At 71.6% G+C, this 24,634-nt stretch carries 25 protein-coding genes; 8 read left to right on the plus strand and 17 right to left on the minus strand.

Annotation, left to right across the window (positions count from 1 at the left end; translation table 11 throughout):
- Positions 1-23: 23 nt before the first annotated feature.
- From ACXJY8_RS02020 to ACXJY8_RS02050, 7 genes are all read right to left on the minus strand, one after another.
- Positions 24-971 carry an electron transfer flavoprotein subunit alpha/FixB family protein gene (locus ACXJY8_RS02020; RefSeq protein ID WP_463775727.1) on the minus strand — a complete coding sequence of 316 codons (948 nt, stop codon included), beginning with the start codon at positions 969-971 and terminating at the stop codon, positions 24-26.
- Between the two features lie 102 nt (positions 972-1,073).
- Positions 1,074-1,823 carry an electron transfer flavoprotein subunit beta/FixA family protein gene (locus tag ACXJY8_RS02025; protein WP_463775730.1) on the minus strand — a complete coding sequence of 250 codons (750 nt, stop codon included), beginning with the start codon at positions 1,821-1,823 and terminating at the stop codon, positions 1,074-1,076.
- Between the two features lie 240 nt (positions 1,824-2,063).
- Entirely contained in the window at positions 2,064-2,636 is a 573-nt protein-coding gene (locus ACXJY8_RS02030) for a cob(I)yrinic acid a,c-diamide adenosyltransferase (protein WP_463775732.1), read from the minus strand.
- A 174-nt stretch (positions 2,637-2,810) separates the two neighbouring features.
- Entirely contained in the window at positions 2,811-3,425 is a 615-nt protein-coding gene (locus ACXJY8_RS02035; protein WP_463775734.1) for an acyloxyacyl hydrolase, read from the minus strand.
- A gap of 131 nt (positions 3,426-3,556) precedes the next feature.
- Positions 3,557-4,849 carry an AmpG family muropeptide MFS transporter gene (locus ACXJY8_RS02040; protein WP_463775737.1) on the minus strand — a complete coding sequence of 431 codons (1,293 nt, stop codon included), beginning with the start codon at positions 4,847-4,849 and terminating at the stop codon, positions 3,557-3,559.
- Positions 4,850-4,859: 10 nt separating this feature from the next.
- Positions 4,860-5,045: a twin transmembrane helix small protein gene (locus tag ACXJY8_RS02045; protein ID WP_463780296.1), complete on the minus strand. Its 186-nt coding sequence runs from the start codon at positions 5,043-5,045 to the stop codon at positions 4,860-4,862.
- A gap of 87 nt (positions 5,046-5,132) precedes the next feature.
- Entirely contained in the window at positions 5,133-7,766 is a 2,634-nt protein-coding gene (locus ACXJY8_RS02050) for a TIGR02302 family protein (RefSeq protein ID WP_463775739.1), read from the minus strand.
- 224 nt (positions 7,767-7,990) lie between these two features.
- On the opposite strand from ACXJY8_RS02050, the gene ACXJY8_RS02055 reads away from it, so the two are divergent.
- Positions 7,991-8,506: a DUF533 domain-containing protein gene (locus ACXJY8_RS02055; protein WP_463775742.1), complete on the plus strand. Its 516-nt coding sequence runs from the start codon at positions 7,991-7,993 to the stop codon at positions 8,504-8,506.
- Between the two features lie 4 nt (positions 8,507-8,510).
- On the opposite strand, the gene lysA is transcribed toward ACXJY8_RS02055, so the two are convergent.
- The 5 genes from lysA to ACXJY8_RS02080 form a co-directional block, all read right to left on the minus strand.
- The gene (gene lysA / locus ACXJY8_RS02060) at positions 8,511-9,788 is read right to left on the minus strand and encodes a diaminopimelate decarboxylase (protein WP_463775745.1); all 1,278 of its coding nucleotides are present in this window, start codon (positions 9,786-9,788) and stop codon (positions 8,511-8,513) included.
- Between the two features lie 109 nt (positions 9,789-9,897).
- A complete protein-coding gene (gene lptM / locus ACXJY8_RS02065; RefSeq protein ID WP_463775749.1) occupies positions 9,898-10,251 on the minus strand; it encodes an LPS translocon maturation chaperone LptM in 354 nt (117 codons plus the stop codon).
- A gap of 237 nt (positions 10,252-10,488) precedes the next feature.
- A complete protein-coding gene (locus tag ACXJY8_RS02070) occupies positions 10,489-10,785 on the minus strand; it encodes a 3',5'-cyclic-nucleotide phosphodiesterase (protein ID WP_463775752.1) in 297 nt (98 codons plus the stop codon).
- A gap of 188 nt (positions 10,786-10,973) precedes the next feature.
- Positions 10,974-11,771 (minus strand): hypothetical protein, encoded by a 798-nt coding sequence (locus tag ACXJY8_RS02075; protein WP_463775755.1) that lies wholly within the window; start codon positions 11,769-11,771, stop codon positions 10,974-10,976.
- Between the two features lie 80 nt (positions 11,772-11,851).
- Complete coding sequence (locus ACXJY8_RS02080; RefSeq protein ID WP_463775757.1) at positions 11,852-12,472, minus strand: DUF1134 domain-containing protein; 621 nt, start codon at positions 12,470-12,472, stop codon at positions 11,852-11,854.
- 185 nt (positions 12,473-12,657) lie between these two features.
- Here ACXJY8_RS02080 and ACXJY8_RS02085 point away from each other — a divergent pair, with 185 nt between their 5' ends.
- A complete protein-coding gene (locus tag ACXJY8_RS02085) occupies positions 12,658-13,158 on the plus strand; it encodes a YHS domain-containing (seleno)protein (protein WP_463775759.1) in 501 nt (166 codons plus the stop codon).
- A gap of 25 nt (positions 13,159-13,183) precedes the next feature.
- Here the strand turns inward: ACXJY8_RS02085 and ACXJY8_RS02090 are convergent, their stop codons facing one another.
- Positions 13,184-14,062: a 3'(2'),5'-bisphosphate nucleotidase CysQ family protein gene (locus tag ACXJY8_RS02090; protein ID WP_463775761.1), complete on the minus strand. Its 879-nt coding sequence runs from the start codon at positions 14,060-14,062 to the stop codon at positions 13,184-13,186.
- A 130-nt stretch (positions 14,063-14,192) separates the two neighbouring features.
- Here ACXJY8_RS02090 and chpT point away from each other — a divergent pair, with 130 nt between their 5' ends.
- From chpT to ACXJY8_RS02120, 6 genes are all read left to right on the plus strand, one after another.
- Positions 14,193-14,927, plus strand: coding sequence for a histidine phosphotransferase ChpT (gene chpT / locus ACXJY8_RS02095; RefSeq protein ID WP_463775764.1), 735 nt, complete (start codon positions 14,193-14,195; stop codon positions 14,925-14,927).
- A gap of 166 nt (positions 14,928-15,093) precedes the next feature.
- A complete protein-coding gene (locus ACXJY8_RS02100; protein WP_463775767.1) occupies positions 15,094-17,808 on the plus strand; it encodes a hybrid sensor histidine kinase/response regulator in 2,715 nt (904 codons plus the stop codon).
- Positions 17,809-17,840: 32 nt separating this feature from the next.
- A complete protein-coding gene (locus ACXJY8_RS02105) occupies positions 17,841-18,326 on the plus strand; it encodes a chemotaxis protein CheW (protein ID WP_463780299.1) in 486 nt (161 codons plus the stop codon).
- 25 nt (positions 18,327-18,351) lie between these two features.
- Positions 18,352-18,735 (plus strand): response regulator, encoded by a 384-nt coding sequence (locus ACXJY8_RS02110; protein WP_463775770.1) that lies wholly within the window; start codon positions 18,352-18,354, stop codon positions 18,733-18,735.
- A gap of 85 nt (positions 18,736-18,820) precedes the next feature.
- On the plus strand, positions 18,821-19,999 hold the full coding sequence (locus tag ACXJY8_RS02115; protein ID WP_463775775.1) for a protein-glutamate methylesterase/protein-glutamine glutaminase: 1,179 nt from the start codon (positions 18,821-18,823) through the stop codon (positions 19,997-19,999).
- Positions 19,996-20,898 carry a CheR family methyltransferase gene (locus ACXJY8_RS02120; protein WP_463775779.1) on the plus strand — a complete coding sequence of 301 codons (903 nt, stop codon included), beginning with the start codon at positions 19,996-19,998 and terminating at the stop codon, positions 20,896-20,898. The genes ACXJY8_RS02115 and ACXJY8_RS02120 overlap by 4 nt, the downstream gene beginning before the upstream one ends.
- Before the next feature lie 81 nt (positions 20,899-20,979).
- Here ACXJY8_RS02120 and ACXJY8_RS02125 read toward each other — a convergent pair whose 3' ends face one another.
- The 4 genes from ACXJY8_RS02125 to ACXJY8_RS02140 all read right to left on the minus strand — a co-directional run bounded on the left by ACXJY8_RS02125 (position 20,980) and on the right by ACXJY8_RS02140 (position 24,297).
- On the minus strand, positions 20,980-22,275 hold the full coding sequence (locus ACXJY8_RS02125; protein WP_463775782.1) for an O-acetylhomoserine aminocarboxypropyltransferase/cysteine synthase family protein: 1,296 nt from the start codon (positions 22,273-22,275) through the stop codon (positions 20,980-20,982).
- 34 nt (positions 22,276-22,309) lie between these two features.
- The gene (locus ACXJY8_RS02130) at positions 22,310-22,696 is read right to left on the minus strand and encodes a response regulator (protein WP_463775786.1); all 387 of its coding nucleotides are present in this window, start codon (positions 22,694-22,696) and stop codon (positions 22,310-22,312) included.
- A 62-nt stretch (positions 22,697-22,758) separates the two neighbouring features.
- On the minus strand, positions 22,759-22,929 hold the full coding sequence (locus ACXJY8_RS02135) for a hypothetical protein (protein WP_463775789.1): 171 nt from the start codon (positions 22,927-22,929) through the stop codon (positions 22,759-22,761).
- Between the two features lie 87 nt (positions 22,930-23,016).
- A complete protein-coding gene (locus ACXJY8_RS02140) occupies positions 23,017-24,297 on the minus strand; it encodes an O-acetylhomoserine aminocarboxypropyltransferase (protein WP_463775793.1) in 1,281 nt (426 codons plus the stop codon).
- Between the last annotated feature and the right edge of the window lie 337 nt (positions 24,298-24,634).

Consider the following 24,634-nt stretch of genomic DNA (forward strand, 5'->3'; position numbering starts at 1 on the left):
ACCGGCCGGGTCCGGCGTGCGGGTCAGCCCTTCGCCTTGACGATCTCGGACTGCAGTTCGGGGACGATCTGGAACAGGTCGCCGACGAGGCCGTAATCCGCCACCTGGAAGATCGGGGCATCCTCGTCCTTGTTGATGGCGACGATGACCTTGGAGTCCTTCATGCCGGCGAGGTGCTGGATCGCGCCGGAGATGCCGACCGCGACGTAGAGCTCGGGCGCCACGACCTTGCCGGTCTGGCCGACCTGCCAGTCGTTCGGGGCGTAGCCGGCATCCACGGCGGCGCGCGAGGCGCCGACCGCGGCGCCGAGGCTGTCGGCCAGGGGCTCGATCAGCTCCTTGAATTTGTCGGAGGAGCCGAGCGACCGGCCGCCCGAGACGATGATCTTGGCAGCCGCCAGCTCCGGACGGTCGGACTTGGCGATCTCCTCGCCCTTGAAGCTCGACTTGCCCGAGGAGGCGGCCGCCTGGACCGGCTCGATCGAGGCCGCCGCGCCACCCTCGCCGGCGGGCTTGAAGGCCGCCATGCGGACGGTGATCACCTTCTTGCCGGCCCCGGCCTGCACGGTCTGGATCGCGTTGCCGGCGTAGATCGGACGCTCGAAGGTGTCGGGCGAGACGACCGCGATGATGTCCGAGATCTGCGCCACGTCGAGGAGGGCGGCCACGCGCGGCAGCACGTTCTTGCCGGTGGTGGAGGCCGCCGCGACGAGGACGTCGTAGGGCTCGGCCAGGGCGGCCAGCAGGGCGGCGGTCGGCTCGGCGAGGAGGTGGTCGTAGGCGGCGTTCTCGGCCAGCAGCACCTTCTCGACCCCGTCGAGGCGGGCGGCGGCCTCGGCGGCGGGGCGGCTGCCGGCGCCGGCGACGAGGGCGTGCACCGGACCGCCGAGGGCGACGGCGGCCGTCAGGGCCTTGAGGCTGGCGTCGCGGACCGCGCCGTTGTCGTGCTCGATGAGAAGAAGGGTGGCCATGGTGTGCGAACCTCGAAATCGATCAGCAGGAGGGTCCCGGACCCCGTCTCACCCGCCGCGGCAAACGCGGCGGGCGCTCGAAACCATCGGAGGGGCGGGGCCTCAGAGGACCCCGGCCTCGCCCTTCAGCTTCTGCACGAGTTCGGCCGGGGACCCGACCTTGATGCCGGCCTTGCGCCCGGCGGGCTCCACCGTCTTGAGCACGGTGACCCGGGGGGTCACGTCGACGCCCAGCGCATCGGGGGCCAGCTCCTCGAGGGGCTTCTTCTTGGCCTTCATGATGTTGGGCAGCGAGGCGTAGCGCGGCTCGTTGAGGCGCAGGTCGGTGGTGACGATGGCCGGCAGGGTCAGGGTCACGGTCTGGAGGCCGCCGTCGATCTCGCGGGTCACGTCGATCGAGCCCTCGCCGAACTCGACCTTGAAGGCGAAGGTGCCCTGGGGCCAGTCGAGGAGCGCGGCGAGCATCTGGCCGGTCTGGTTCGAATCGTCGTCGATCGCCTGCTTGCCGAGGATGACGAGGCCGGGGGCCTCCTTCTCCACAATCGCCTTGAGGATCTTGGCCACCGCCAGCGGCTCGACCACGCCGTCGGTCTTCACCAGGATCGCCCGGTCGGCGCCCATGGCCAGCGCCGTGCGGAGCGTCTCCTGCGCCTGCTGCGGACCGATGGAGACGGCGACGATCTCGGTGACCTTGCCCTTCTCCTTGAGCCGGATGGCCTCTTCGACGGCGATCTCGTCGAAGGGGTTCATCGACATCTTGACGTGGGCGAGGTCCACGCCCGAACCGTCGGTCTTGACCCGGATCTTGACGTTGTAATCGACGACCCGCTTGACGGGCACCAGAACCTTCATGGCGTTCACAATCCTCCGCGCGGATAATGTTCTTCGACCCGGCCGGCGCGGCGCGCGAAGGACTCCCGGGACAACCGGAGGTCCAGAACCCTGGTCTTTGAGGCGGCGGACCGTAACGGCCTCATTTCCGCCTTGTCAACGCGCCCCGCGGCCGCCCGCCCCGGCACCGGTCCGCCATCCGGGCCCGCCGGCGCCGCGGCCCGGGTTTCGCCCCCGGCTGGTATTTCGGATGCCTGGATCTCAGCGGTTCTTGCCCGGCACCCAGAGCACGTCGTCGGCGCCGTGGGCATTGGCGGTCCGGCTCGCCACGAAGAGGAAATCCGAGAGCCGATTCAGGTATTGCAGGGCCTCGGGCGAGACGATCTCGCCCTCGGTGGCGGCCAGGGCCACGGCGAGCCGCTCGGCCCGCCGGCACACCGTGCGGGCGAGGTGGAGGGCGGCCGAGGCCGGGGAGCCGCCGGGCAGCACGAAGGATTTCAGGGGCGACAGGTCGGCGTTGAGGGCGTCGATGTCGCGCTCCAGGCGCTGCACCTGCGCGGCGACGATCCGCAGCGGCTCGTATTTCGGCGGCTCGGCGCTCTCCGGCGTCGCCAGGTCGGCGCCGAGGTCGAAGAGATCGTTCTGGATCGCGCCCAGCATCGCGTCGAGGTGCGGGTCGGCATGCAGGCGGACGAGGCCGATGCAGGCATTGGTCTCGTCGACGGTGCCGTAGGTCTCGATCCGCAGATCCGCCTTGGAGCGCCGCTCGCCGCTGGCGAGCGCGGTCGATCCCTTGTCGCCGGTGCGGGTGTAGATGCGGTTGAGGGTGACCACGATGGCGTCCGATCCTGAGCGAGGCTGGCGGCCGGTCCTGGCGAGCGAGGCCGGCTGGAACGGGAACCTAGCGCAGTTCGGCGCCGCTGGGAGTCGCCCGGACAGCGGAAGGGCCGGCCCCGCCTCGGCGGAACCGGCCCTTTCAGGCCGACGAATGCTGCGGGCGCAGCGAACTCAGAAGGTGTAGCCGAGCTTGCCGCCGAAATTGGTCAGGCCACGGTTGTTCGCGCACAGGCCGGCATTCGACATGTGCTCGACGGTCGCCATAATGCTCCAGTGCTCGGTGAGCCGGAAGCCGAGGGCGGCGGCCTCGCGGAACAGCGGGTTGCAGCCCAGCGTGTTGAACCCGGCCGGGGCCGTGGACTTGGGACCGGTATAGCCGTTATGGGCGCCGGCGCCGAAGAACCCCTCGAGGAACACGATGTTGTTCAGGGTCTGCGGGAAGAGATCCACGGTCCAGGTCGCGCCGATATAGGCGTAGCTGGTGCGGCCGCCGAAGTTGTAGCTGCCGCCGACCGTCGGCCGCGGCACGAAGGCCTGCCAGAACGGGTCGATGCTGACGAGCGGCTTGGCGAACAGGATCTCGCCGTTGATGTTGTTCGTGTTGTGCTCGGCGCTGCCGGGGTCCTGCACGGCACCGCCGATGCGGACCTCGGAGACGATGCTCAGGGGCTTCACCGGGCTGACATAGGCGGCCGGGGACGCGGACGGGAAGTCGGCGGCCTGGACCGGCATGGCCGTGGCGAGCACGGCGGCAGCAGCGGCGAGGCGGAACGAGTGGGAATGCATCGTGACGGTTCCGGTTTGACCGAACGTCTCTAGCATGCCCGCCCGCGGCACCGGCAGGCGTCGGGCCCCTCAAGACAGCGATAGCTGTGCGGTGAGACCTCCGGGCCACACCCATGTTCGTGCGAAACGCTTCAGGCCGCCGGCGCGGGCGCCATCGCCCCGGTCTCGCCCTGCCGGTGCCAGACGTACCAGCACAGCAGCGCGACCGGCGCGCCGATCACCGAAGTCGCCACGAAGAACCAGGCGAAGCCCGTCTCTTCGATGACGAAGCCCGAGAGGCCCGCCAGCAGGCTGCCGGGGAGGGCGCACAGGGAGGTCAGGAGCGCATACTGGCTCGCCGCGTGCTCGGAGGCGGCCAGGGACGACATGAAGGTGATCAGCACGATCGAGGCGAAGGCGTAGGCGAAGCTGTCGATGCTGACCGCGACGGCGAAGGTCCAGAACGCGCTGCCGCCGGCGCCGCCGTGGAACGCCAGGTAGGCGAGGCTGAGATGGGAGGCCGAGCCGAACACGGTGCCGATCAGCAGGCTCGCCATCATGCCGATCCGTGGAACGATATATCCGGCGAGCAGGGTGCCGGCGATGGCGACCCCGAAGCCGAACAGCTTGGTCACCGTGGCGATGTCGGTGTTCGAGTAGCCGAGGGTCTTGAACAGCGGCATCGCCATGGCGCTGGCGACGTAGCCGGGCATGCGGAAGCCCGCCACCATGAGCAGGATTGGGATCGCCAGCGGCCCGAGGCGGCGGACGAGGTCCCGGATCGGCGCCACGATGGTCTCGACGAAGCCGGGATGGTCGCGGGGCGCGGTCCGATCGGATTCCGGCTCGGGTGCCAGGAGGGCGGCGATCACCCCCGGCGCCATCGCGCCCACCATACAGAGATAGGCCGCCCGCCAGCCATAGGCGTCGGCGAGGTAGAGGGCGCCGGCCCCCGCCACGAGGTTGCCGATGCGCCAGCCGATCTCGGCCCAGGACGACATCAGCGACTGGCGCTCCACCGGCGCCACGGTGATGCGCCAGCCGTCGACGACCACGTCCTGCGTCGCCCCGGCGAAGCCCAGCGCCAGCGAGAACACGATGGTCCAGGCGAGCCAGTGGCCCGGGTCGCCGAAGGCGATGCCGGCCAGCGCCAGCATCACGCCGAGCTGCGAGACGATGATCCAGCCGCGGCGGCGACCGACCAAGCGGCCGACCAGCGGGGCGTCGTAGCGGTCGAGGAAGGGAGCCCAGAGGAATTTGAACTTGTAGGCGAGGGTGAGCTCGCTCATCAGCCCGAGGATGCCGATGGGCACCTTGGCCTCCGACAGCCACGCCGATTGCGTGACGTAGACGAGCAGGAAGGGGATGCCCGAGCTGAAGCCCAGGCCCAGCATCGCCGCGACCCGCCGGTCGAGGACCGAACTCAGGAACGACCCGGCGGGCATCGGCGCGCGGTCAGGCCGAGCGCCACCAGACCACGCCCATGATGAAGATGATCGCCAGGAACTGCAGCAGCACGCGCAGGCGCATGAGCTTCTGCGAGAGGTTGGCGCTGCCCCCGCGCATCATGTTGAACAGGCCGAGGAACAGGACCACCGCCACCGCGACGCATGCGAGGAGCACGAGAGTGTTGGAGGAGATCACGGCGTCAGGTCTCGGGGGTGTCGGATCGGGAATCGGTCTCCCCCATATGGGCCCCTCCGGGGGAGGGGCCCAGGGGGCGGGGCGTCAGTTCCGGCGCAGCAGGCGCTCGAAGTAGTCGAGCTCCTCGCGCGGGCGGTTCGGGTCGCCGAGCTTGCGGCGCAGCTCCTCCATGATGCGCCGGGTGCGCTGGACGGCGGATTCATCCGCCGTCGGCACGCGGGCATTGCCGTTGGTCATGTCGCGGCCCTTGGTGGGGCGGCCGAGGGGATCGTCGTCGCGGTTGCCGGCCTGGCCCTGCTGGCTCGGCTGCTCGCCGCCTTCGCCCTCGCCTTTGCCCTCACCCTCGCCCTCGGCCATCTCCTGCATCTGCTTCTGCATGCCCTCGGCCCCGCGCTTGAGGCCGTCGAGGGCGCGGCCCTGGGCGTCGACCGCCTCGCCCTCCTTGCCCTGGCCGAGGGCGCCCTCGGCCTCGCGCATGGCCTCCTCGGCCTCCGACAGGCCTTCCTCGCCCTGCATCCCGAGGTCCTTCATGCGACGCTGGAGGTCCTCCAGGCGCTCGCGCAGGGCCTGCTGGCGCTGGCCGGCGCCCTTCTGGCCCTCGCCCTTCTGGCCCTGACCTTGCTGACCTTGGCCTTGCTGACCTTGGCCGGGCTGTCCGGGCTGGCCCTTCTGGCCCTCGCCCTGCTGGCCCTGCTGCCCGCGCTGCGGGCGCTGGCCGCGCGGACCCTGGCCCTGCTGGCCGCGCTTGTCCTGGCCATCCTTGAAGGTCTCGTCGCGCAGGTCCTGCTGCTCGCGCGAGAGCTTGTCGAGCTCGTCGGCCTGCTTGCTCATCTCGCGGCCGTTGGGGTCGGACTTGCCGCCGGGCTCGGCGGTCTGGAGATTCTCCAGAACCTCGCGCAGCTGGTCGAGCAGCCGCTGCGCCTCGGCGGTGTCGCCGCGCTTCATGGCCTCGGCCATGTCGTTGAGCATCTTGTTGAGGTCGTCCGGCGTCACCGTCTTGGCGTTCGGGTTCGGCGGGCTCTTCTCGGCCTGGGGCTTCCCGTCCTTGCGCTGGCGCTCGGCCATGCCCTTCATGAATTTGTCGAGGGCCTGCTTCAGGTCCTCGGTGAGCTTCTTGATCTCCTCGTCCGGCGCGTTGCGCTCGATCGCCTGCTTGAGGCTGTCCTGGGCCGCGCGCAGGCTCTTCTCGGCGTCGGAGAGGTCGCCGTCCTCGATCTTCAGGGCCATCTCCCAGAGGAGGTCGGCCACCTCCATCAGGGCCTCGTCGCTGCGGGCGGCGCGCAGGCGGCGGGTGGCGGTCTTCAGCCCGAGGAAGACGCTCGGCTGCGGCGTGAAGCGGTCGGGCGCGATCAGGAGCGCGTCGAGGGCGGTCTGCACCCGGCCGCGGCTGTCGTCGGGCGCGGTGATCAGGCGCCGGCGCTCCTCCGCGAGGGCGCGGGCCAGGGGCTGGGCGAAGATCCGGGCCGGCAGCGTCACCTCGGCGCTGGGCGTGCGGCCCTCCTGGCCGGCCTCGTCCTTCACCACCAGGGTCAGGCGCACGCGGGCGCCCGACCAGGGATTGTCGGTCAGGTCCACCAGGGTCTTGGTGTCGTGCTCGCCGGTGGCGTCGGCCGGCAGGGCCAGCGCGATCTTGGGCGGCGGCACCAGGGCGCGCGTGTTCGCCAGGGGTTCGACCAGGCCCTCGGCCGAGGCGATGCCGTAATCATCCTTGGCCCGGTAGGTCAGGTTGAAGGTGCCGCGCGCGTTCACCTCGAGGGCGCCGATGCGCTCCACCTCGGGGGCGGTGTCGGGAATGGTCTCGACGAGGAGGTGCTGGGTCGTGCCGCCGGCCGCGACGGTGAGGTCGGCGACGCCGCCGGTGAGCTGGAAGCGGTCCTCGCGCAGATCGGCATGGGCCGGCTTGCCCGGCAGCGCCTTCAGCCCCGCATTCGGCGTCAGCACCGCCTCGCCCTGGCCGGCGATCCGCACGATCAGGATGGAGTTGACGGGCGCGCGCAGGCGCTGCTGCTCGCCGTTCATGGTCACCACCAGGGGCGGCAGCCGGGTGTAGAGCGGCGGGTCGATCCAGCCGTCGACCCGGAAGCTCGGGCCCGGCGCCGGCGGCGCCTGCCAGTCGAAGGCGCCGAGGATGCGGGGGCGCCACTCGGCGCCGGCCACGAACAGGCTCGCCACCGCCGCCACGATCAGGCCGGCTCGCAGCGCGAAGGGGTCGCGCCGCGCCATGGCGGGTCGGGGCGGGGGCGGCGCCAGCCCGGAGACGGCCTCGGCCGCGCGCGCTTGGTGCAGGGCCCAGAGGGCGCGGGTCGCCGGATCGGCGGTGCCGACCGCGAGGGTGTCCTCGATCGACGAGGCGGGATTGTGCGACAGGGGGCCGCCCCGGGCGGCGGCCTCCCGGTCGATCCGGGCCAGCGCCTCGCGCCGCGTGTCGCGCCGCAGGCGCGTCAGGGGCAGGAGCGCGGCGACGAGGGCCAGGGCGAAGAGCGCGAGACCGATCAGGCGGGCGAGGGGCGGCAGGTCGAGCCAGAGCCCGAGCCAGGACAGGGTGAGGAAGGCCAGGACGAGGCCGAGGCCGCGCCACAGGATCGGCCAGGCGCGCTCCCACAGGCCGGCCGCCTGCGAGCGGGCGACCAGGCGGTCGAGCCGCTGGCGCAGCACCGGTCCGCCGGTGGCCTCGGCCGGTCCGTTGCTCGTGGGGGTCGCCGGATCGGCCTCGCCCATCGTGTCTGGCTCCTCGCGCGTCGCATCGGCGCCGCGGCTTTCCCGCGAGGCCGGCGTGCCGCGCGAGGCTAGCATGGTGGCGGCGCCGCGCGACGGGGTCAAATCATCCCAGGTCGCGCCGGAGGCGGGCACAAGCGACGGAGTGATCCGGGCGGTCGATCTGAACCGACCGCCTCCCTCGCGGGTTGCCGGCTCGAACGCAGCCGTTTCGAAGGATGCCCGCCATGGTCGATGTGAAGCCTCTGGTCGATGCCCTGGTGCGGGCGCGCCGGGGCCACCTGGCGGCCACCGCCGCCCTGGGCGGCCTCGCCCTGGTGGCGGGCCTCGCCGCGCGGGCCCTGCGCGGGACGGCCGTGCCGGCCGCCGTCGAGGCGGCGGCCGCGCCCTCCGTCGACGAGGACGAGGCACGGCTGATGCTGCGCACCATGGTGGCGGCGACCATGGCCGACGGCCTCGTCGACAAGGACGAGCGCCAACGCCTCGACGCGGCGCTCCAGGCCTCGGGGGTCGCGAAGGACGGGGTCGCCTGGCTGGAAGCGGAGATCGCCGATCCGGTCGATCTCGACACCATCGCGGATGCGGTGAACACGCCCGAGCAGGCGACGCGGATCTACGCCGCGGTGCGCCTCGCCGTCCTGGCCGACACGCTGCAGGAGCGGGACTTCCTCAAGCGCCTGGCCGAGGCCCTCGACGTCCCGGCGGAGGCGGTCGCCCGGATCGAGGGTGAGCTCGACGCCTGAGCGGTTAGGCGCCCGGGCTCAGCCAGTCCGGCATCCGGTCGAGGGCGATCAGGTCCTCGTAGGTCTGGCGCGGGCGCACGATCGCGGCCTCGCCGCCGCGTACCAGCACCTCCGGCACCAGCAGGCGCGAATTGTAGGTGCCGGCCTGGACGGCCCCGTAGGCGCCGGCGCTCATCACGGCGATCAGGTCGCCGGGGGCGACCTCCGGCATCTCCCGGCCGAGCGCCAGGTAGTCGCCGCTCTCGCAGACCGGCCCGACCACGTCGGCGACGATCCGGGGCGTCTCCGCACCGGGCTCCCGGACCGGCCGAAGGCCGTGATAGGCCTCGTAGAGGGTGGGACGGATCAGGTCGTTCATCGCCGCGTCCACGATCACGAAGGTCCGGCCCTCGGTGCGCTTCACGTAGATCACCCGGGTCACCAGGATGCCGGCATTGCCGGCGATCATCCGGCCGATCTCGAAGACCGGGCGCAGCCCGAGCGGCGCGAAATGCGGGCGCAGGATCGCCGACAGGGCTGCGGGCTCCGGCGGCGGGGCGTTGTCGTCGCGGTAGGGAATGCCGAGGCCGCCACCGAAGTCGATGTGGTGGAGGTCGTGCCCCTCCGCCATCAGGTCGCGGGCGAGGCCGGCCAGCAGCCCGGCGGCGTGGTCGAAGGGGGCGAGGTCGGTGATCTGGCTGCCGATATGCATGTCGACGCCGGTCATCGCGAGGCCCGGCAGGGTCGCGGCGTGGGCGTAGACCGCGCGGGCCCGGCCGATCGGGATGCCGAACTTGTTCTCGGACTTTCCCGTGGAGATCTTGGCGTGGGTGCCGGCATCGACGTCGGGATTGACCCGGATCGAGACCGGGGCCGTCAGGCCGAGGCTGGATGCCACGGCGGAGAGCTGGGCGAGTTCCGGCTCGCTCTCCACGTTGAAGCAGAAGATGCCGGCCTTCAGGGCCGCGGCCATCTCGGCTTGCGTCTTGCCGACCCCGGAGAAGACGATGCGCTGCGGATCGACGCCGGCCGCCAAGGCCCGGCGCAGCTCGCCCTCCGAGACGATGTCCATCCCGGCCCCGAGGCGGGCCAGAGTCGCCAGCACGGCCTGGTTCGAGTTCGCCTTCATGGCGAAGCAGACCAGGGCGTCGTCCCCGCCGAAGGCCTTGGCGAAAACGTCGTAGTGCCGCTCGAGCGTGGCGGTGGCGTAGCAGTAGAACGGCGTCCCGACCCGGTCGGCGAGGTCGGTCAGGTCGACGTCCTCGGCCCGGAGGCGGCCGTCGCGATAGTGGAAGTGGTGCATCGGCCTGCCTGCGGGCATTCCGCCCGGGGATACGGCGCCTGCGCGCGGCGCGTCCGGTCGGGCGCGCCTGCCCGCACGAGGCTGGGAGAAGGGCTGTCGTGACCCGCTTCTACAGCAGTGGGTCGAGCAGGAAAGGCTGCTTCGGGATGACGTAGCCGCGCTTGGCGCCGCGCGTCGTCTTCACCGGCGCCTCGGCGCCCGAGCCCGGCACCGCCAGGGTGTCGAGTTCGTCGCCGGCGCGCACCGCATCGGGCTCGGGCGTCGCGGCGCCACCGCCGAGGCCGACGCTCTGCGGCAGCTCGCGCGGGCTCGCCACCCCGGGCAGGCCCGGACGGGCGACGGAGCGCGCGGCCGCTGTGCCCGGCGGCGGCTCCAGCGCCCCCCGCCGGCCGCAGGCCGAGGCGGACAGCGCGATGAGGCCGATCGCGGCGATCGTCGTCAGAGGGCGGGAACGGAGGAACATCGACGCTTGCAGTCCGAGACGCGGTGACGATGAGCATAGCCGTTACGACCCCGCGAGGCGAGCGAAACGGCTACGCTGTCCCGTCCAGGACAAAATCTGCCCGTCCAGGTCAAAATCTGCCCGTCCAGGACAAAATCTGCCCGCCCCGGACGGGACGCGCCCGGGCGGGGAGGGGCATCCGCGCCCGCGGACGCGGCGCCCGTCCAGACGGGCGCCAGCGCGGAGCGAGGCTGTGCCTCAGCCCTTCTTCTTGCCGTCCGTCTTCTGGTAGACGTCGATGGCGCGGCGGCAATTCTCCGAGAGCTTGGACCAGTTGGTCTGGAAACACTTGTCGAGGGCCGGATCGTCGGTGGCGAGGTTGCCGCAATAGGTCAGGTAATCGCCGGTGCAGTACTTCTTCAGGGTCTCGTTGCCGCGCTTGGTCTGAGGGGCGGTCGTGGCCCCCTGCGGCTGTGCGGCGGGCTGGGCGAGCGCGGGCGCGACCGAGGCCGTGGCGACGAGGAGGAGGGCAAGCGACGTAAACTTGAGGGCCATAGGGGGCGCGGTCCGTCTCAGAAAACAGGGAATGGGCGATCCGATGAAGCGCCGACATGGTCGAAACATGGCGCGCGGATGGTCGCCGCGTGGTCAGGCGGCTTTCTACGCCGCGTTTTCACGTCCGCGCAACGTCCGCGGGGTTTTCCGCCGCACATGACGAACCGCGCACACGGACGAGGGCGGGATCAGTTGGCCTGCGCCGGGATCGGGTAGGCCGAGACCGGGGGAAGCCGCTCGCGCTGCATCAGGCTGTCGGCGACGTCGGAGATCCGGCGGCGCAGGTCGGCGGCCTCGCCCTCGCGCCGGGCCATCACCTCGGCCAGGGCCTCCTCGGCCGCCGCCAGGCTGGCCCGCAGGGTCTCGCGCTCGGCCACCAGGGTGGCGGTGAGGTCCGGAACCTCCGAGGCGATCGGCGCGACGGCCGCGCCCGCCTCCGGCCCGGCCTGCCCGACCCGGGCGGCGAGGAGGTCGTCGAGCACCTCCTGGTGCGCCTGCTCGAGCACCTGCAGGGTGGCGAGGCCCAGGGCGGTGTCCTGGCGGGCCGCTTCGAGGTCGCGCTCGACGTCGCTCAGGCTGGCACGGGTCGCCGCGAGGGCCGCCTCGCGCTCGCTCAGCGTGGCGTCACGGGCCTCGACCGTCCGGGTGAGGGCGGCGGCCTCCATGGTCCGCCCGCCGATGGCGGCGAGATCGGCGTGGCGATGGGCCTTCACGGCCTCGACCTTCCGCTCCAGGCGGCGCTGGGCCACGGCGAATTGCGCCCGGAGGTAGTCCTTCTCGGCCGCGACCTCAGAGATCGACAGGGGCAGGCGGGCCTCGACGCGGCGCTCCGACAGGCGGGCGGCGCGGGCATTCAGGGCGGGCAGAAGCAACAGGGCGCACAGGCTCGCGGCCAGGAAGCCGAGCGCGAAGATCATCACGGTTTCGATCACGCGGAAACGCTCGCTCAACACGCCGTGGACGACAATGACGATGGAAACATCCATCGACCCTCGCTGGCCTGTTTAGCCCATGTCCCCCCGGGATGAGCAAGATGCGCGGGGACACACCCCGGCGGTCGCGCGAATCAGAAGGGGTTCCAGGTCGGCTTGGCGGTGAATTTCAGGTAGCCGATATTGATGCCGAGGCGGGCGCCGACGCCGGTGCGGATCGGCACCACCACGATGTCGTCGGCCGTCACCGCCGTCATGCCGAAGCCGCCCACCAGGTAGGCCGAGCCGTCGACGCCGCCGAAGCGGCGGTAGAGCCCGGACACCGCCGGCAGGTTGTAGACCAGCATCATGGTCCGGTCGCCGTCGCCGCCGACGTCGAAGCCGATCGACGGCCCCTGCCAGTAGATGCGGCGCTGGCCGGCATTGCGGGTGTAGAGCGTGCCCTCGCCGTAGCGGACGCCGCCGACGATGGCGCCGGATGCCTCCTGGCCGAGGATGTAGCCGTTCGGCTCGCCCCAGCGCCGGGTCGCCTCCTCGACGAGCTGGGCGAGGCCGCGCGACATCGAGCCGAAGAAGCGGTGGCCGTTATCGACCAGCTCCTCGGGGCGGAACTTGCCCGGTGCGCCGTCGGCCGCCGCGAGGGCGCGGGGCGAGACGCCGAGGAGGAGGGCGCCCGCGAGGGCGCCGACGACGGTGCGCCGGGTGGCGGGATCGCGCGGTGTCAGGGCACGGGCGGCCCGATGGTTCGACGTCATGCCTCGTCCCTCCTGTCTGCCGACACCCGCCGGGGGCGCTATCGTCTCGCTAACCGACACCGCGCTATGGATCGGCCCGTCGCCCGGCCGGGTCCGTCACCGGCGCGGGACATCACCCTAGAGGACGCCCTGGCCGGGGCCGGTGCGCCTCGGTACGCGGCGATCATGATGCGAAACAAAGCAACATGTGGTTAACGCGCCGTCACCTGCTTCGCGTCGCCGCGGCCGGCGGCCTGTCCGCGCTCGGCGCGGGGGCGGGGCCGCGGCTCCGGGCCGCGACCCTGCCGCCCCTGCCGGCGGGCCGCATCGCCCTCGGGGGCTTCGATCCCGTCAGCTACTTCCTCGACGGGCCGGAGCCGGGCCGGCCGGCCTACGAGCATGTCTGGGCGGGGCGGAGCTGGCGCTTCGCGCGGGCCGCGAACCGGGAGGCGTTCCGGGCCGATCCCGCCGCCTACGCGCCGCGCCTGGGCGGCTTCGACCCGATCGGCATCCTGGCTGGGCGCCTCGTCGACAGCGATCCCCTGGTCTATGCGCGTTTGCCCGGCCCGGAGGGCGGCGACCGGCTCTACCTCTTCCGCACCGACGAGCATCGCCTGCGGGTCCTGGCCGAGCCCCGCCTCGGCGCGGAGGCGGAGGCGCGCTGGCCGGGCCTGCGCGATCAGATCGAGCGCGACTTCCCGGACTGAGCGCCGGAGCGAGCGCGTGCGGCGCTCAGACCCGGCTCTCGCCCTGCGGCGCGTGCCGGTCGGCGGCGCGGGTGGCCGGGCTGCGCTCGGGCAGCACGAGGTTCGCCGCGTAGCGGGCATCGCCCAGGGCCGCGAAGGGGCCGTTGCGGTAGTTGCGCGTGTAGTGACCGTAGGTCATCGGCCGGCCGGCGGGGGCGACGACGCAGCCCCCCGCGACGGTCAGGATGTGGTCGCCCGCCGCCGTGTCCCACTCCATCGTCGGCCCGCAGCGGACGTAGATGTCGGCCTCGCCGGAGGCGATGAGGCAGAACTTCAGGGCGGAGGCCGCCGAGCGGGTCGCCCCGACCCGGAGCGCTCCCAGGCAGGCCTCGGTCTCGACGTCGCCGTGCCGGTTGCTGCGCAGGGCGACGAGGCCCTTGTCCGGCATCGGCCGCACCGCGATCGGCAGGCGCTCGCCCAGATGGCCGTCCCGGATCTCCGCCTCGAAGGCCCGGTCGCCCGCACCCCAGACCCGGTGCAGGCCGGGGGCGGCGAGGGCGGCGGCGATGGGACGGTCGCCCGCCACCAGCCCGATATTGACGCTGTACTCGGCGTTGCCGGCGAGGAAGTCGCGCGTCCCGTCGAGGGGATCGACGAGGAAGAACAGCGGCGCCGGCGGGTGGTCGTAGGAGGATTCCTCGGCGATCACCGGGATGCCGGGCCAGTGCCGGGCGAGTTCCAGCAGGATGAAGGCCTCGGATTCCGCGTCCGCCTGGCTGGCCGGAGAACCGTCGGGCTTGAGCACGTGCGGGCAGTCGCCGCCATGGTGCCGCTTCAGGATTTCGCCCGCCCGGCAGGCAATTTCCATCAGGGTGGCCGCAATACGGTCGCGCGTCGGCGCATCGATCGACATGATGGGGGCCATGATGCCCGTGCCACGGAGCCTTGTCGACCCGGATCGCCGGACCTCCGGGTGCTTTTCAAAGCTTCCGCCGCCGTCTATCGGTGCCGTTCACGACCGGACGCGGCCCCGAAACGCCTGCGCGGAGCGCACCATGATCCCCCTCAATCTCGACGCCCTCGACCTGTCCGCCCTCCTGTGCTCGCGGGTCTGCCACGACGTGATCAGCCCCGTCGGCGCGATCGTGAACGGCCTGGAGGTCCTGGAGGACGAGAGCGACGCCTCCATGCGGGAATTCGCCCTGGAGTTGATCGCCAAGAGCGCGCGCCAAGCCTCCGCCCGCCTGCAATTCGCCCGCATCGCCTTCGGCGCCGCCGGCTCGGCCGGGGCCTCGATCGACCTCGCCGATGCCGAGAAGGTCTCGCGCGGCATGTTCGCCGACGACAAGACGCAGCTCGCCTGGAGCGCCCCCCAGGCACTCTACCCGAAGAACAAGGTCAAGCTCCTCCTGAACCTCGTGATGATCGCCCAGAGCGCGATCCCGCGCGGCGGCCTCATCGACGTGGTGGTGCGCGGCGACGGCGAGGCGCCGAGCCTGGTCCTGAAGAGCAAGGGCTCGCATGCCCGCATCCCGGCCCATGTCGAGGACATGATCGCCGGCACGCCGGAGAACGGCACCGTCGATGCCCACGGCATCCTGCCGTTCTATGCCGGCCTCGTCGCCCGCGCGGCGGCCATGGACGTGCGCTTCTCCATCGAGGGCGACACCGTGACGATCGAGGCGACCCCCGTCGCCGCCGCCCTGCCGGAGGCGCCGGCCGCGGCCCCGGCGGATCCGCAGGTCGACCGGCCGTCGGATTCCGAGCCGCCCGAGACCGCCCTGGCCTGAGGCCGGCGGCCCGGCGCGAGGCGACAATTCAGGGCAATTCGGGAGATCGACAAATATTATCGCGGTCTCCCGCATTGTCCGTCGGGATGAAACCCTTCCCTAACCGGTTCGGGTGCAAGGTCGGTCCTGCACAGACTGTAGTGCGCGTATGGACCGAGTATCCCTCATGGACGACTTGTTGCGTGAGTTCCTGACCGAGAGCGCGGAGCACCTCGACACGGTCGATGCCGAGCTGGTCCGGTTTGAGCAGGATCCGAACAATCAGACGATCCTGCGGAACATCTTCCGCCTCGTCCATACCATCAAGGGCACCTGCGGGTTCCTCGGCCTGCCGCGCCTGGAGGCGCTGGCCCACGCCGCCGAGACCCTGATGGGCCAGTTCCGCGATGGCATGCCGGTCACCGGCCCCGCGGTCAGCCTCATCCTCGTCACCCTCGACCGGCTCAAGGCGATCCTGGCCGATCTCGAAGCCACCGGCACCGAGCCCGCGGGCAGCGACGACGACCTCATCGGCGCCCTCGAGGTGATGGCCTCGGCCCCGATCTCCCCCGAGGCCCCCGCGCCCGTGGCCGACATCAAGCTGCCCGATCCGGTGGTGCGCGAATTGAAGCCCGGCGAGGTCAGCCTCGAGGATCTCGAGCGCGCCTTCATGGAGGCCGAGGGCCCCGATTCGTTCGACGTCGCCCCCGCGCCGCTCGCGGCGATGCCCGAGCCCGTCGCCGCCGAGCCGGTGCACGAGGCGCCCGCTCCGGCCCCGATGCCCGCCCCCAAGGCCGCCGAGGCTCCGGCGAAGGCCGCCGATGCGCCCGCCTCCAGCGGCGACGGCGAGGGCGGGATCACCAAGGTCCAGACCATCCGCGTCAACGTCGACACCCTCGAACACCTGATGACGATGGTGTCCGAGCTCGTGCTGACCCGAAACCAGCTCCTCGAGATCGCCCGCCGCCACGACGACTCGACCTACAAGGTCCCGCTGCAGCGCCTCAGCCACGTGACGGCCGAGCTGCAGGAAGGCGTCATGAAGACGCGCATGCAGCCGATCGGCAATGCCTGGCAGAAGCTGCCGCGCGTGGTCCGCGACCTGTCGTCGGAACTCGGCAAGCAGATCGAGCTCGTGATGAGCGGCGCCGAGACCGAACTCGACCGTCAGGTCCTGGAGGTCATCAAGGACCCGCTCACCCACATGGTGCGCAACTCGGCCGACCACGGCATCGAGTCGGCCGCCGACCGCAAGGCCGCCGGCAAGCCGCTGCGCGGCACCATCCGCCTCTCCGCCTATCACGAGGGCGGCACGATCACGATCGAGATCGCCGACGACGGCAAGGGCCTCGATCTCGTCGCCATCCGCCGCAAGGCCGTGGAGCGCAAGGTCGCGAGCCAGGCCGAGGTCGAGCGGATGACCGACGCCCAGGTGGCGAAGTTCATCTTCCACCCCGGCTTCTCCACCGCCGCCGCCATCACCTCGGTCTCGGGCCGCGGCGTCGGCATGGACGTGGTCAAGACGAACATCGAGCTCATCGGCGGCGTCATCGACATCAACACGCAGCTCGGCCGCGGCACCACCTTCACCATCAAGATCCCGCTCACCCTGGCGATCATCGCCGCCCTCATCGTGAAGGCCGGCGAGCAGCGCTACGCCGTGCCGCAAGTGGCGGTGCTCGAGCTGGTGCGCGTCGACAAGGCGACGGCGCAGAAGGTCGAGCGCATCAACGGCTCGCCGGTCCTGCGCCTGCGCGAGCGCCTCCTGCCGATCGTCACCCTCACGGGCGTGCTCGGCCAGGACCAGGCCGCCGACGCCGTCGATTCCGGCTTCGTGGTGGTGGCCCAGGTCGGGCGCCAGCGCTTCGGCATCCTCGTCGACGAGGTCTTCCACACGGAGGAGATCGTCGTGAAGCCGATGTCCTCGAAGCTGCGCCACCTGCCGCTCTTCGCTGGCAACACCATCCTGGGCGACGGCGCCGTGGTGCTCATCGTCGATCCGAACGGCATCGCCCAGCATGTCAGCCAGGGCTCGCAGTCCGGCGCGATCCCGGTCGAGGCCGAGGTCGAGGAGACGGAGGCGGCCGACGCCAAGGCGACGCTCCTCGTCTTCAAGTGCGGCGCGGGCAGCTACAAGGCGGTGCCGCTCTCGCTGGTCACCCGCCTGGAAGAGATTGAATCGGCCAAGGTCGAGTGGGTCGGCGGGCGTCCGCTGATCCAGTACCGCGGCCGCCTGATGCCCCTGGTGCCGGCCGATCCCTCGATCGAGATCCGCACCTCCGGCACCCAGGCCCTGGTGGTGTTCTCGGACGGCGAGCGGGCCATGGGCCTCGTGGTCGACGAGATCGTCGACATCGTCGAGGAGCGCCTCGACGTCGAGATCTCGGCCGACCGCTCCGACCTCATCGGCTCGGCCGTCCTGCGCGGCCGCGCCACCGAGATCATCAACATCGCCCACTTCCTGCCGCTGGCCTACGACGACTGGGCGCGGGGTCCGAAGAAGACCGTCAAGCGCAGCTCCACCCTGCTCCTGGTCGACGATTCCGCCTTCTTCCGCGAGATGCTGAGCCCGGTCCTCAAGGCCGCCGGCTACAACGTGATCACCGCCGCCAGCGCCGACGAGGCGGTGGCCACCCTGCTCTCCAACGGCCGGGTCGACGTGGTGGTCTGCGACCTCGAGATGCCGGGCCGCAACGGCTTCGACCTCGTTGGCGCCATGCGCAAGGTCGAGGGCCGTGTCGCCGCGCTCCCCGTCATCGGCCTCACCGGCACCATCGGGGCCGAGGCCATCGAGCGGGCCCGGACCCTGGGCATCGCCGACCTCGTGGCGAAGTTCGACCGCAGCGGCCTGATCTCGGCGCTGGCCGAGCTCGACGTCGTCAGCCTCGCCGCCGCCGCCTGACCGGCGAAGCCCCTTCGGAGTCCACGCCCATGATGCAGGCCGCCAATACCAACGCCGCGGAGACCGCCGGCACCCACGACTTCGTCACCGTCTTCGTCGGCGAGACCATGTTCGGTCTCGCCATCGGCCGGGTCCACGACGTCTTCATTCCCGCCGGCGTCACGCCGGTGCCCCTCGCCCCGCCGGAGATCGTCGGGCTCCTCAACCTGCGCGGCCGGGTCGTCACCGCCCTGTGCCTGCGCCGGCGCCTCAGCATGGCGCCGCGCACCGGGGAGGGCGCCCAGATGGCGATCGGCCTGGAGCAGGGCGGCGAGACCTTCGCGCTCATCGTCGACGGCGTCGGCGAGGTGCTCAAGCTCGGGGCCGAGACCCACGAGCCGGTGCCGATCAACCTCGATGCCCGCTGGCGCGACCTCACCCTCGGCGTCCACCGCCTGGACGGGCGCCTCCTCGTGATCCTCGACGTCGACGCGCTCCTCGCCTTCGGGACGAACGCCCGCACCGCCGGCGCGGCCTGACCCCCCAGCCGTGGAGAACGAACCGATGAAAACCTGTCTCATCGTCGACGACTCCGCCGTCATCCGGAAGGTGGCGCGCCGCATCTTCGAGACCATGAACTTCGAGGTCGGCGAGGCCGAGGACGGCGAGAAGGCCCTGAGCGCCTGCGGCAAGACCATGCCGGACGCGATCCTGCTCGACTGGAACATGCCGACCATGGACGGCTACGATTTCCTGCGGGCGCTGCGGAAGACGCCCGGCGGCGAGAAGCCGAAGGTCCTGTTCTGCACCACCGAGAACGACATCGGCGCCATCGCCCGCGCCCTGCATGCGGGCGCGGACGAGTACATCATGAAGCCCTTCGACCGCGACATCGTCACGGCGAAGCTGGCGCAGGTCGGCTTCGTCACCGAAGCCGACGCGGCCTGACGCGGCCCCGGACCGGGCCTCCCGCCCCGTCCGGACATTCTCCTCCCCTCGACCGTCCCCCTGCGTCGTTCACAGCGTGAAATCCATGATGGCCGCCACCGCACCGACCTTCGCGTCGACCCATGCCGCGCCGCCGCCCCTGGCGGGGCAACGGGTCCGGGTCCTGATCGCGGACGATTCGGCGGTGGTGCGCGGGCTCGTCGCCCGCTGGATCGGCGAGGCCGGCTACGAGGTCGTCGCCACGGCGGCCAACGGCCGGATTGCCCTGGAGGCGATGTCGCGCCACGACCCCGACGTGATCCTCCTCGACATCGACATGCCGGAACTCGACGGCACCCAGGCCCTGCCGCTGCTGCTCGCCAAGAGCCCCGGCGTCCAGGTCATCATGATGTCGACCCTGACCACCCGCAACGCCGACATCTCCCTGCGCTGCCTCGCCCTCGGCGCCGTCGACTACATCCCGAAGCCCGAGAGCAACCGCGGCGTCACCACCTCGGACGCCTTCCGCACCGACCTGATCGAGCGGGTGCGCCTGTTCGGCTCCGCCCGGGCCCGCAAACGCGGGGCCTCCGGCGCGCCGATCCCGCTCTCCCACGGCACCCCGGCTCCGGCCCCGGTCTCGGCCCTGCGCCCGACCGCCCCCCTGGTGCTGCGCCCGAAGGCCCGCACCGGTATCGCGCCCCGCGTCCTCCTCATCGGTGCCTCCACCGGCGGCCCGCGCGCCGTCGGCGAGGTGCTAGAGAAGATCGGCAGCCCGACCCTGCGCCAGTTCCCCGTCCTCATCGTGCAGCACATGCCGCCGGTCTTCACCGCGGTGTTCGCCGAGCATCTCGGCGTCCGCACCGGCCTGCCGGCCGCGGAGGGCAAGGCCGACGAGCGCCTGCAGCCGGGCCGGATCTACGTCGCCCCGGGCGGCCGCCACATGGGCCTCGGCGGTTCGCGCCAGGACGTGACCATCCGCCTGCACGACGGGCCGGTGGTGAATTTCTGCCGGCCCGCGGTCGACGTCCTGTTCCAGGACGCGGCCGCGATCTTCGGGGCCTCCGCCCTCGCGGTGGTCCTCACCGGCATGGGCTCGGACGGCACGGGCGGCGCGCGCGCCCTCACCGAGGCCGGCGCCGCGGTGCTCGCCCAGGACGAGGCGACCAGCACGGTCTGGGGCATGCCCGGCAGCATCGCCAAGGCCGGGCTCGCCCAGGCGATCCTGCCGCTGGCCGAGATCGGGTCGGCCTTGCGCAATCTTCTGACGGGGCAGGGCGCATGACCGACGTCGAGTTCGATTTCCTGCGCGCCTACCTCAAGACCCGCTCCGGTCTCGCCCTCAGCGGGGAGAAGCGCTACCTCGTGGAGAGCCGCCTCGGCCCGATCTGCCGGCGCTTCAACCTCGCCGATCTCGGCGCGCTGGTGGTCGCCCTCAAGGGCGGCCGCGACCTCGCCATGGAGCGCGCCGTGGTCGAGGCGATGACCACCAACGAGACCTTCTTCTTCCGCGACCGCACGCCCTTCGACCTGTTCCGGGACGTGCTGCTGCCGGAGGCCATGGCCCGCCGGGCCAGCCAGCGCCGCCTGCGGATCTGGTGCGCCGCGGCCTCCACCGGCCAGGAACCCTATTCCCTGGCGATGATGCTGCAGGACGCCGCTCCGCGCCTCGCCGGCTGGACCGTCGACCTCATCGGCACCGACCTCTCCACCGAGGTGCTCGATAAGGCCAGGGCCGGGCTCTACAGCCACTTCGAGGTGCAGCGCGGCCTGCCGGTGCAGTCGCTGATCAAGCATTTCGAGCAGGTCGGCGAGCAGTGGCGCATCTCCGCGACCCTGCGGCAGATGGTGGATTACCGCCCGCTGAACCTGCTGCAGCCCTTCGACGGCCTCGGCACCTTCGACATCATCTATTGCCGCAACGTGCTGATCTACTTCGACGCCCCGACCAAGGGCGACGTGCTGGCCCGGCTCAGCAACAGCCTGGCGGCCGACGGGGCGCTCCTCCTCGGCGCCGCCGAGACGGTGATCGGGCTGACCGAGAAGCTGATCCCCAACACCAAGCACCGGGGCCTCTACAACCAGGCCGTCGGGGTGACCCGCGCGCCGGCGGCGCCCCGGCCGGTCCCGGCCGGCCTCGCCGCGGCGGCCGCCATGCCGCTCGGACGGGTGGTCGGATTATAGGGCGGGGGCGCCGCGCCGGCGCCCTCCCTCCGCTCGGATCGCCCGCGCCCGGCTGCCGATGCGCCGCCGGGCGCGCGCGCCTCAGGCGAGCGGGGCCAGGGCCTGCGCGACGTCGGCGATCAGGTCCTCGACGTTCTCCAGGCCGATCGACAGGCGCACCGTCTCGGGGCCGACCTTGGCGGCGGCCTTGTCGGCCGGGTCGAGCTGGCGGTGGGTCGTGGTGGCCGGGTGGATCGCCAGCGACTTGATCTCGCCGATGTTCACGAGGTGCGAGACCAGCTTCAGGCCCATGATGAACTGGACGGCCGCCGCCTCGCCGCCCTTCAGGGCCACGGTGAAGATCGAGCCCGGGCCCTGCGGCACGTAGCGGGCGGCCATCGCCTCGCCCTCCTGGCCGGGCAGGGCGGGGTAGCTCACCCAGGCCACCGCCGGGTGGTCCTTGAGGAAGGCCGCCACCGCCTTCGCGTTCGAACAGTGCCGCTCCATCCGCAGGGGCAGGGTCTCGATGCCGGTGAGCGTCAGGAAGGCGTTCATCGGCGACAGGCCGGGGCCGAGCTCGCGCATGCCGAAGACGCGGCAGGCCGAGGCGAAGGCGAAGTCCGGGAAGCGCTCGGTGAGCACGAGGCCGTCGTAATCGGCCCAGGGCTCGCTCATCAGGTTGTAGCGGCCGGGGATCGCCGCCCAGTCGAACCGGCCCGCGTCGCAGATCACGCCGCCGATGGTCTGGCCCGAGCCGCCGAGGAACTTCGAGGTCGAGTGGATGACGATGTCGGCGCCGTGCTCGATCGGCCGGATCAGGGCCGGGGAGGCCAGGGTGTTGTCGACGACGAGCGGCAGCCCGTGCCGGCGCGCCACCTCGGCGATGCCGGCCAGGTCCATCACGGTGGCGCAGGGATTGACGATGGACTCGCAGACGATCGCCCGGGTCTCGGGCGTGATCTGCGCCTCGAAATCGGCCGGGGTCAGGCCCTTGGTGAACTGGGGCTTGAGGTCGTAGCGCCCGTCGAGGCGGTTCATCAGGCCGAGCGAGCCGCCGAACAGCCGCGAGGAGGCGACGTAGGCCTCGCCGCTCTTCATCAGGGTCATCAGCACCATCAGCACGGCGGACTGGCCGGAGGCCACCGCCACGGCAGCCTTGGCGCCCTCCAGCGCGGCGACGCGGCGCTCCAGGGCGGCCACCGTCGGGTTGGAGCCGCGCGAGTAGGAGAACCCGGTGCGGCGCATGGCGAAGATGTCCGCCGCCTGCTGGGTGTCCTCGAAGACGAAGCCGTTGGTGAAGTAGATCGGCTGGGCCCGGGCGCCGGTGGCGGGGTCGGGCGCGGCGCCGGCATGGATCGCCAGGGTGGCGAAGCGATGGGTCTGGGTTTCGGTGGCCATCGGGGCCTCCCGTCTGTGAAGGTCGGGTGAGCGGTCAGGCGGCGCGGCGGGCGAAGGCGCGCAGGGTCCGGACCAGGGTCGAGGGCTCGTAGGGCTTCGGGATGAAGCGCGCCCCGTCGGGCATGTCGTGCGGGCCGGGCGTGCCCATGCCGGAGACGACGAGGACCGGGATGGTCGGCCAGCGATGGGCCACCAGGCGGGCGAGGGCGAAGCCGTCCATCGAGCCGCGGGGCATGTCCACGTCGGTCATCAGCACGTCGACGTCGGCGCGGCTCTCCAGCACCGAGAGGGCGTTGTCGGCGTGGCTCGCCTCCACCACCTCGAACCCGGCATCCGCGAGCGTGTCGGCGGCCTCCATCAGGAGCAGGCCGTCGTCTTCGACGAGGAGCACGACGGGCATGTCTGGCGGGTCTTGCGTCATCGGCGGCCGGACGATCTCGCGACGGGAATGAGACGGGGGCCTATGCCCCGGCAGCGGTGCCGTCAATAACGGCCGGTGTCGCGCATCCGTTTCACCGGGGCGGGCAGGCGCCGCGCCGTCGGGCCCGGGGCGAAGGCCACCGCGAGGCCGATCAGGGTCGCCAGGACGGCCAGGAACGCCAGCCCGTCGCCGATCTGCTCCAGGAAGGCCCAGTCCACGGAAGACAGGTTCATAGACGTCAAGCCCGACATCGCCACCTCCGGTGATCGCGAAGCGAGCCTCCGCCCGGTTTGGTAAAGGAAGCGTTAACACGGCCGCGGTCAGGCCGTCAGGGCGGCGTCGAGATCGGCGATGAGATCCTGTGGATCTTCCAGGCCGACGGAGAGCCGCACCACCTCCGGCCCGGCCCCGGCGGCGATCCGCTGCGGGTCGGTGAGCTGGCGGTGGGTGGTCGAGGCCGGGTGGATGATCAGCGAGCGGGTGTCGCCGATATTGGCGAGATGCGAGAACAGGGCGAGGTTCGAGACGAGCTTGACGCCGGCCTCGTAGCCGCCCTTCAGGCCGAGGGTGAACACCGCGCCGGCGCCGTGCGGCGTGTAGCGCCGGGCGAGCTGGTGGTACTTGTCCGTCTCCAGCCCCGGATAGCTGACCCAGGCCACCGCCGGGTGGGTCTGCAGGAAGCGCGCCACCGCCAGGGCGTTGTCGCAATGGCGCTGCATCCGCAGCGGCAGGGTCTCGATGCCGGCGATGAGCAGGAAGGCGTTGAAGGGCGAGAGCGCCGGCCCAAGGTCGCGCAGGCCCAGCACCCGCACGGCGATGGCGAAGGCGAAGTTGCCGAAGGTCTCGGCCAGCACCTTGCCGGCATATTCCGGCCGGGGCGCCGACAGCATGGGGAAGCGCGCGTCGCCCGCCCACGGGAAGGTCCCGCCGTCGACCACGAGGCCGCCGATGGAATTGCCGTGGCCGCCCAGGAACTTGGTGGCCGAGTGCACGACGATGTCGGCCCCGTGCTCGAAGGGGCGGATCAGGTAGGGGCTCGCCATCGTGTTGTCGACGATGAGCGGGATGTTGTGGCGCTTCGCGATCTCCGAGAGCGCCGCGATGTCGGTGATCACCCCGCCCGGATTGGCGATGGACTCGCAGAAGATCGCCTTGGTGCGCGGCGTGATCGCCCGCTCGAAGGAGGACGGGTCGTCGGTCTGGGCCCAGACCACGTTCCAGCCGAAGTTCTTGTAGGAATGGTTGAACTGGTTGATCGAGCCGCCGTAGAGCCGGTCGGCCGCGACGAACTCGTCGCCCGGCTGCATCAGGGCGTGCATCACCAGGAACTCGGCGGCGTGGCCCGAGGCGACCGCCACGGCGGCGGTGCCGCCCTCCAGGGCCGCGACGCGCTCCTCCAGCACCGCGTTGGTGGGGTTGGTGATGCGCGAATAGATGTTGCCGAAGGCCTCGAGCCCGAACAGCGAGGCGGCGTGCTCGGCATCGTCGAACACGAACGAGGCGGTCTGGTAGATCGGCGTGGCGCGCGCGCCCGTGGTCGGGTCGGGCACCGCGCCGGCATGGATGGCCCGCGTGTTGAAGCCGGGCAGACGATCGGTCATCGCAGAGTCCTCCCGGGCCCGCCGGCCCGCACATGCCTGTTGTCTCTGGCCCGTCTTCTAGCGCCGGACCGGGCACCGGCGGAAGAGGCCGGGATCCGCTGAAACGAACGATGGTTCTTTATGCCGGACGGGGTAGGGGGTCAAGCAGTCCGACGACCCTCCCCCCGTTGCGGGGGAGGGTGCCTGCGGAGCAGGCGGGAGAGGGGAGCGACCGCTCCGGACAGCGCGCTCCCCTCATCCGACCCGCTTCGCGGGCCACCTTCTCCCGCAGAGGGGAGAAGGCCATGCGCGCCAACGCTCCGCCCGACCTCAAAACCGGCGCTATCCTGCCGGTCCC

This window comes from Methylobacterium sp. TK31 (assembly GCF_055361545.1).

Excerpts from the sequence above, each read along its gene's own strand:
- ACXJY8_RS02020 (WP_463775727.1), bottom strand. The coding sequence starts at position 971 with ATGGCCACCCTTCTTCTCATCGAGCACGACAACGGCGCGGTCCGCGAC.
- ACXJY8_RS02025 (WP_463775730.1), bottom strand. The coding sequence starts at position 1,823 with ATGAAGGTTCTGGTGCCCGTCAAGCGGGTCGTCGATTACAACGTCAAG.
- ACXJY8_RS02035 (WP_463775734.1), bottom strand. The coding sequence starts at position 3,425 with ATGCATTCCCACTCGTTCCGCCTCGCCGCTGCTGCCGCCGTGCTCGCC.
- ACXJY8_RS02040 (WP_463775737.1), bottom strand. The coding sequence starts at position 4,849 with ATGCCCGCCGGGTCGTTCCTGAGTTCGGTCCTCGACCGGCGGGTCGCG.
- ACXJY8_RS02050 (WP_463775739.1), bottom strand. The coding sequence starts at position 7,766 with ATGGGCGAGGCCGATCCGGCGACCCCCACGAGCAACGGACCGGCCGAG.
- ACXJY8_RS02055 (WP_463775742.1), top strand. The coding sequence starts at position 7,991 with ATGGTCGATGTGAAGCCTCTGGTCGATGCCCTGGTGCGGGCGCGCCGG.
- lysA (WP_463775745.1), bottom strand. The coding sequence starts at position 9,788 with ATGCACCACTTCCACTATCGCGACGGCCGCCTCCGGGCCGAGGACGTC.
- lptM (WP_463775749.1), bottom strand. The coding sequence starts at position 10,251 with ATGTTCCTCCGTTCCCGCCCTCTGACGACGATCGCCGCGATCGGCCTC.
- ACXJY8_RS02070 (WP_463775752.1), bottom strand. The coding sequence starts at position 10,785 with ATGGCCCTCAAGTTTACGTCGCTTGCCCTCCTCCTCGTCGCCACGGCC.
- ACXJY8_RS02075 (WP_463775755.1), bottom strand. The coding sequence starts at position 11,771 with ATGGATGTTTCCATCGTCATTGTCGTCCACGGCGTGTTGAGCGAGCGT.
- ACXJY8_RS02080 (WP_463775757.1), bottom strand. The coding sequence starts at position 12,472 with ATGACGTCGAACCATCGGGCCGCCCGTGCCCTGACACCGCGCGATCCC.
- ACXJY8_RS02085 (WP_463775759.1), top strand. The coding sequence starts at position 12,658 with ATGTGGTTAACGCGCCGTCACCTGCTTCGCGTCGCCGCGGCCGGCGGC.
- ACXJY8_RS02090 (WP_463775761.1), bottom strand. The coding sequence starts at position 14,062 with ATGGCCCCCATCATGTCGATCGATGCGCCGACGCGCGACCGTATTGCG.
- chpT (WP_463775764.1), top strand. The coding sequence starts at position 14,193 with ATGATCCCCCTCAATCTCGACGCCCTCGACCTGTCCGCCCTCCTGTGC.
- ACXJY8_RS02100 (WP_463775767.1), top strand. The coding sequence starts at position 15,094 with ATGGACGACTTGTTGCGTGAGTTCCTGACCGAGAGCGCGGAGCACCTC.
- ACXJY8_RS02105 (WP_463780299.1), top strand. The coding sequence starts at position 17,841 with ATGCAGGCCGCCAATACCAACGCCGCGGAGACCGCCGGCACCCACGAC.
- ACXJY8_RS02110 (WP_463775770.1), top strand. The coding sequence starts at position 18,352 with ATGAAAACCTGTCTCATCGTCGACGACTCCGCCGTCATCCGGAAGGTG.
- ACXJY8_RS02115 (WP_463775775.1), top strand. The coding sequence starts at position 18,821 with ATGATGGCCGCCACCGCACCGACCTTCGCGTCGACCCATGCCGCGCCG.
- ACXJY8_RS02120 (WP_463775779.1), top strand. The coding sequence starts at position 19,996 with ATGACCGACGTCGAGTTCGATTTCCTGCGCGCCTACCTCAAGACCCGC.
- ACXJY8_RS02125 (WP_463775782.1), bottom strand. The coding sequence starts at position 22,275 with ATGGCCACCGAAACCCAGACCCATCGCTTCGCCACCCTGGCGATCCAT.
- ACXJY8_RS02130 (WP_463775786.1), bottom strand. The coding sequence starts at position 22,696 with ATGACGCAAGACCCGCCAGACATGCCCGTCGTGCTCCTCGTCGAAGAC.
- ACXJY8_RS02135 (WP_463775789.1), bottom strand. The coding sequence starts at position 22,929 with ATGAACCTGTCTTCCGTGGACTGGGCCTTCCTGGAGCAGATCGGCGAC.
- ACXJY8_RS02140 (WP_463775793.1), bottom strand. The coding sequence starts at position 24,297 with ATGACCGATCGTCTGCCCGGCTTCAACACGCGGGCCATCCATGCCGGC.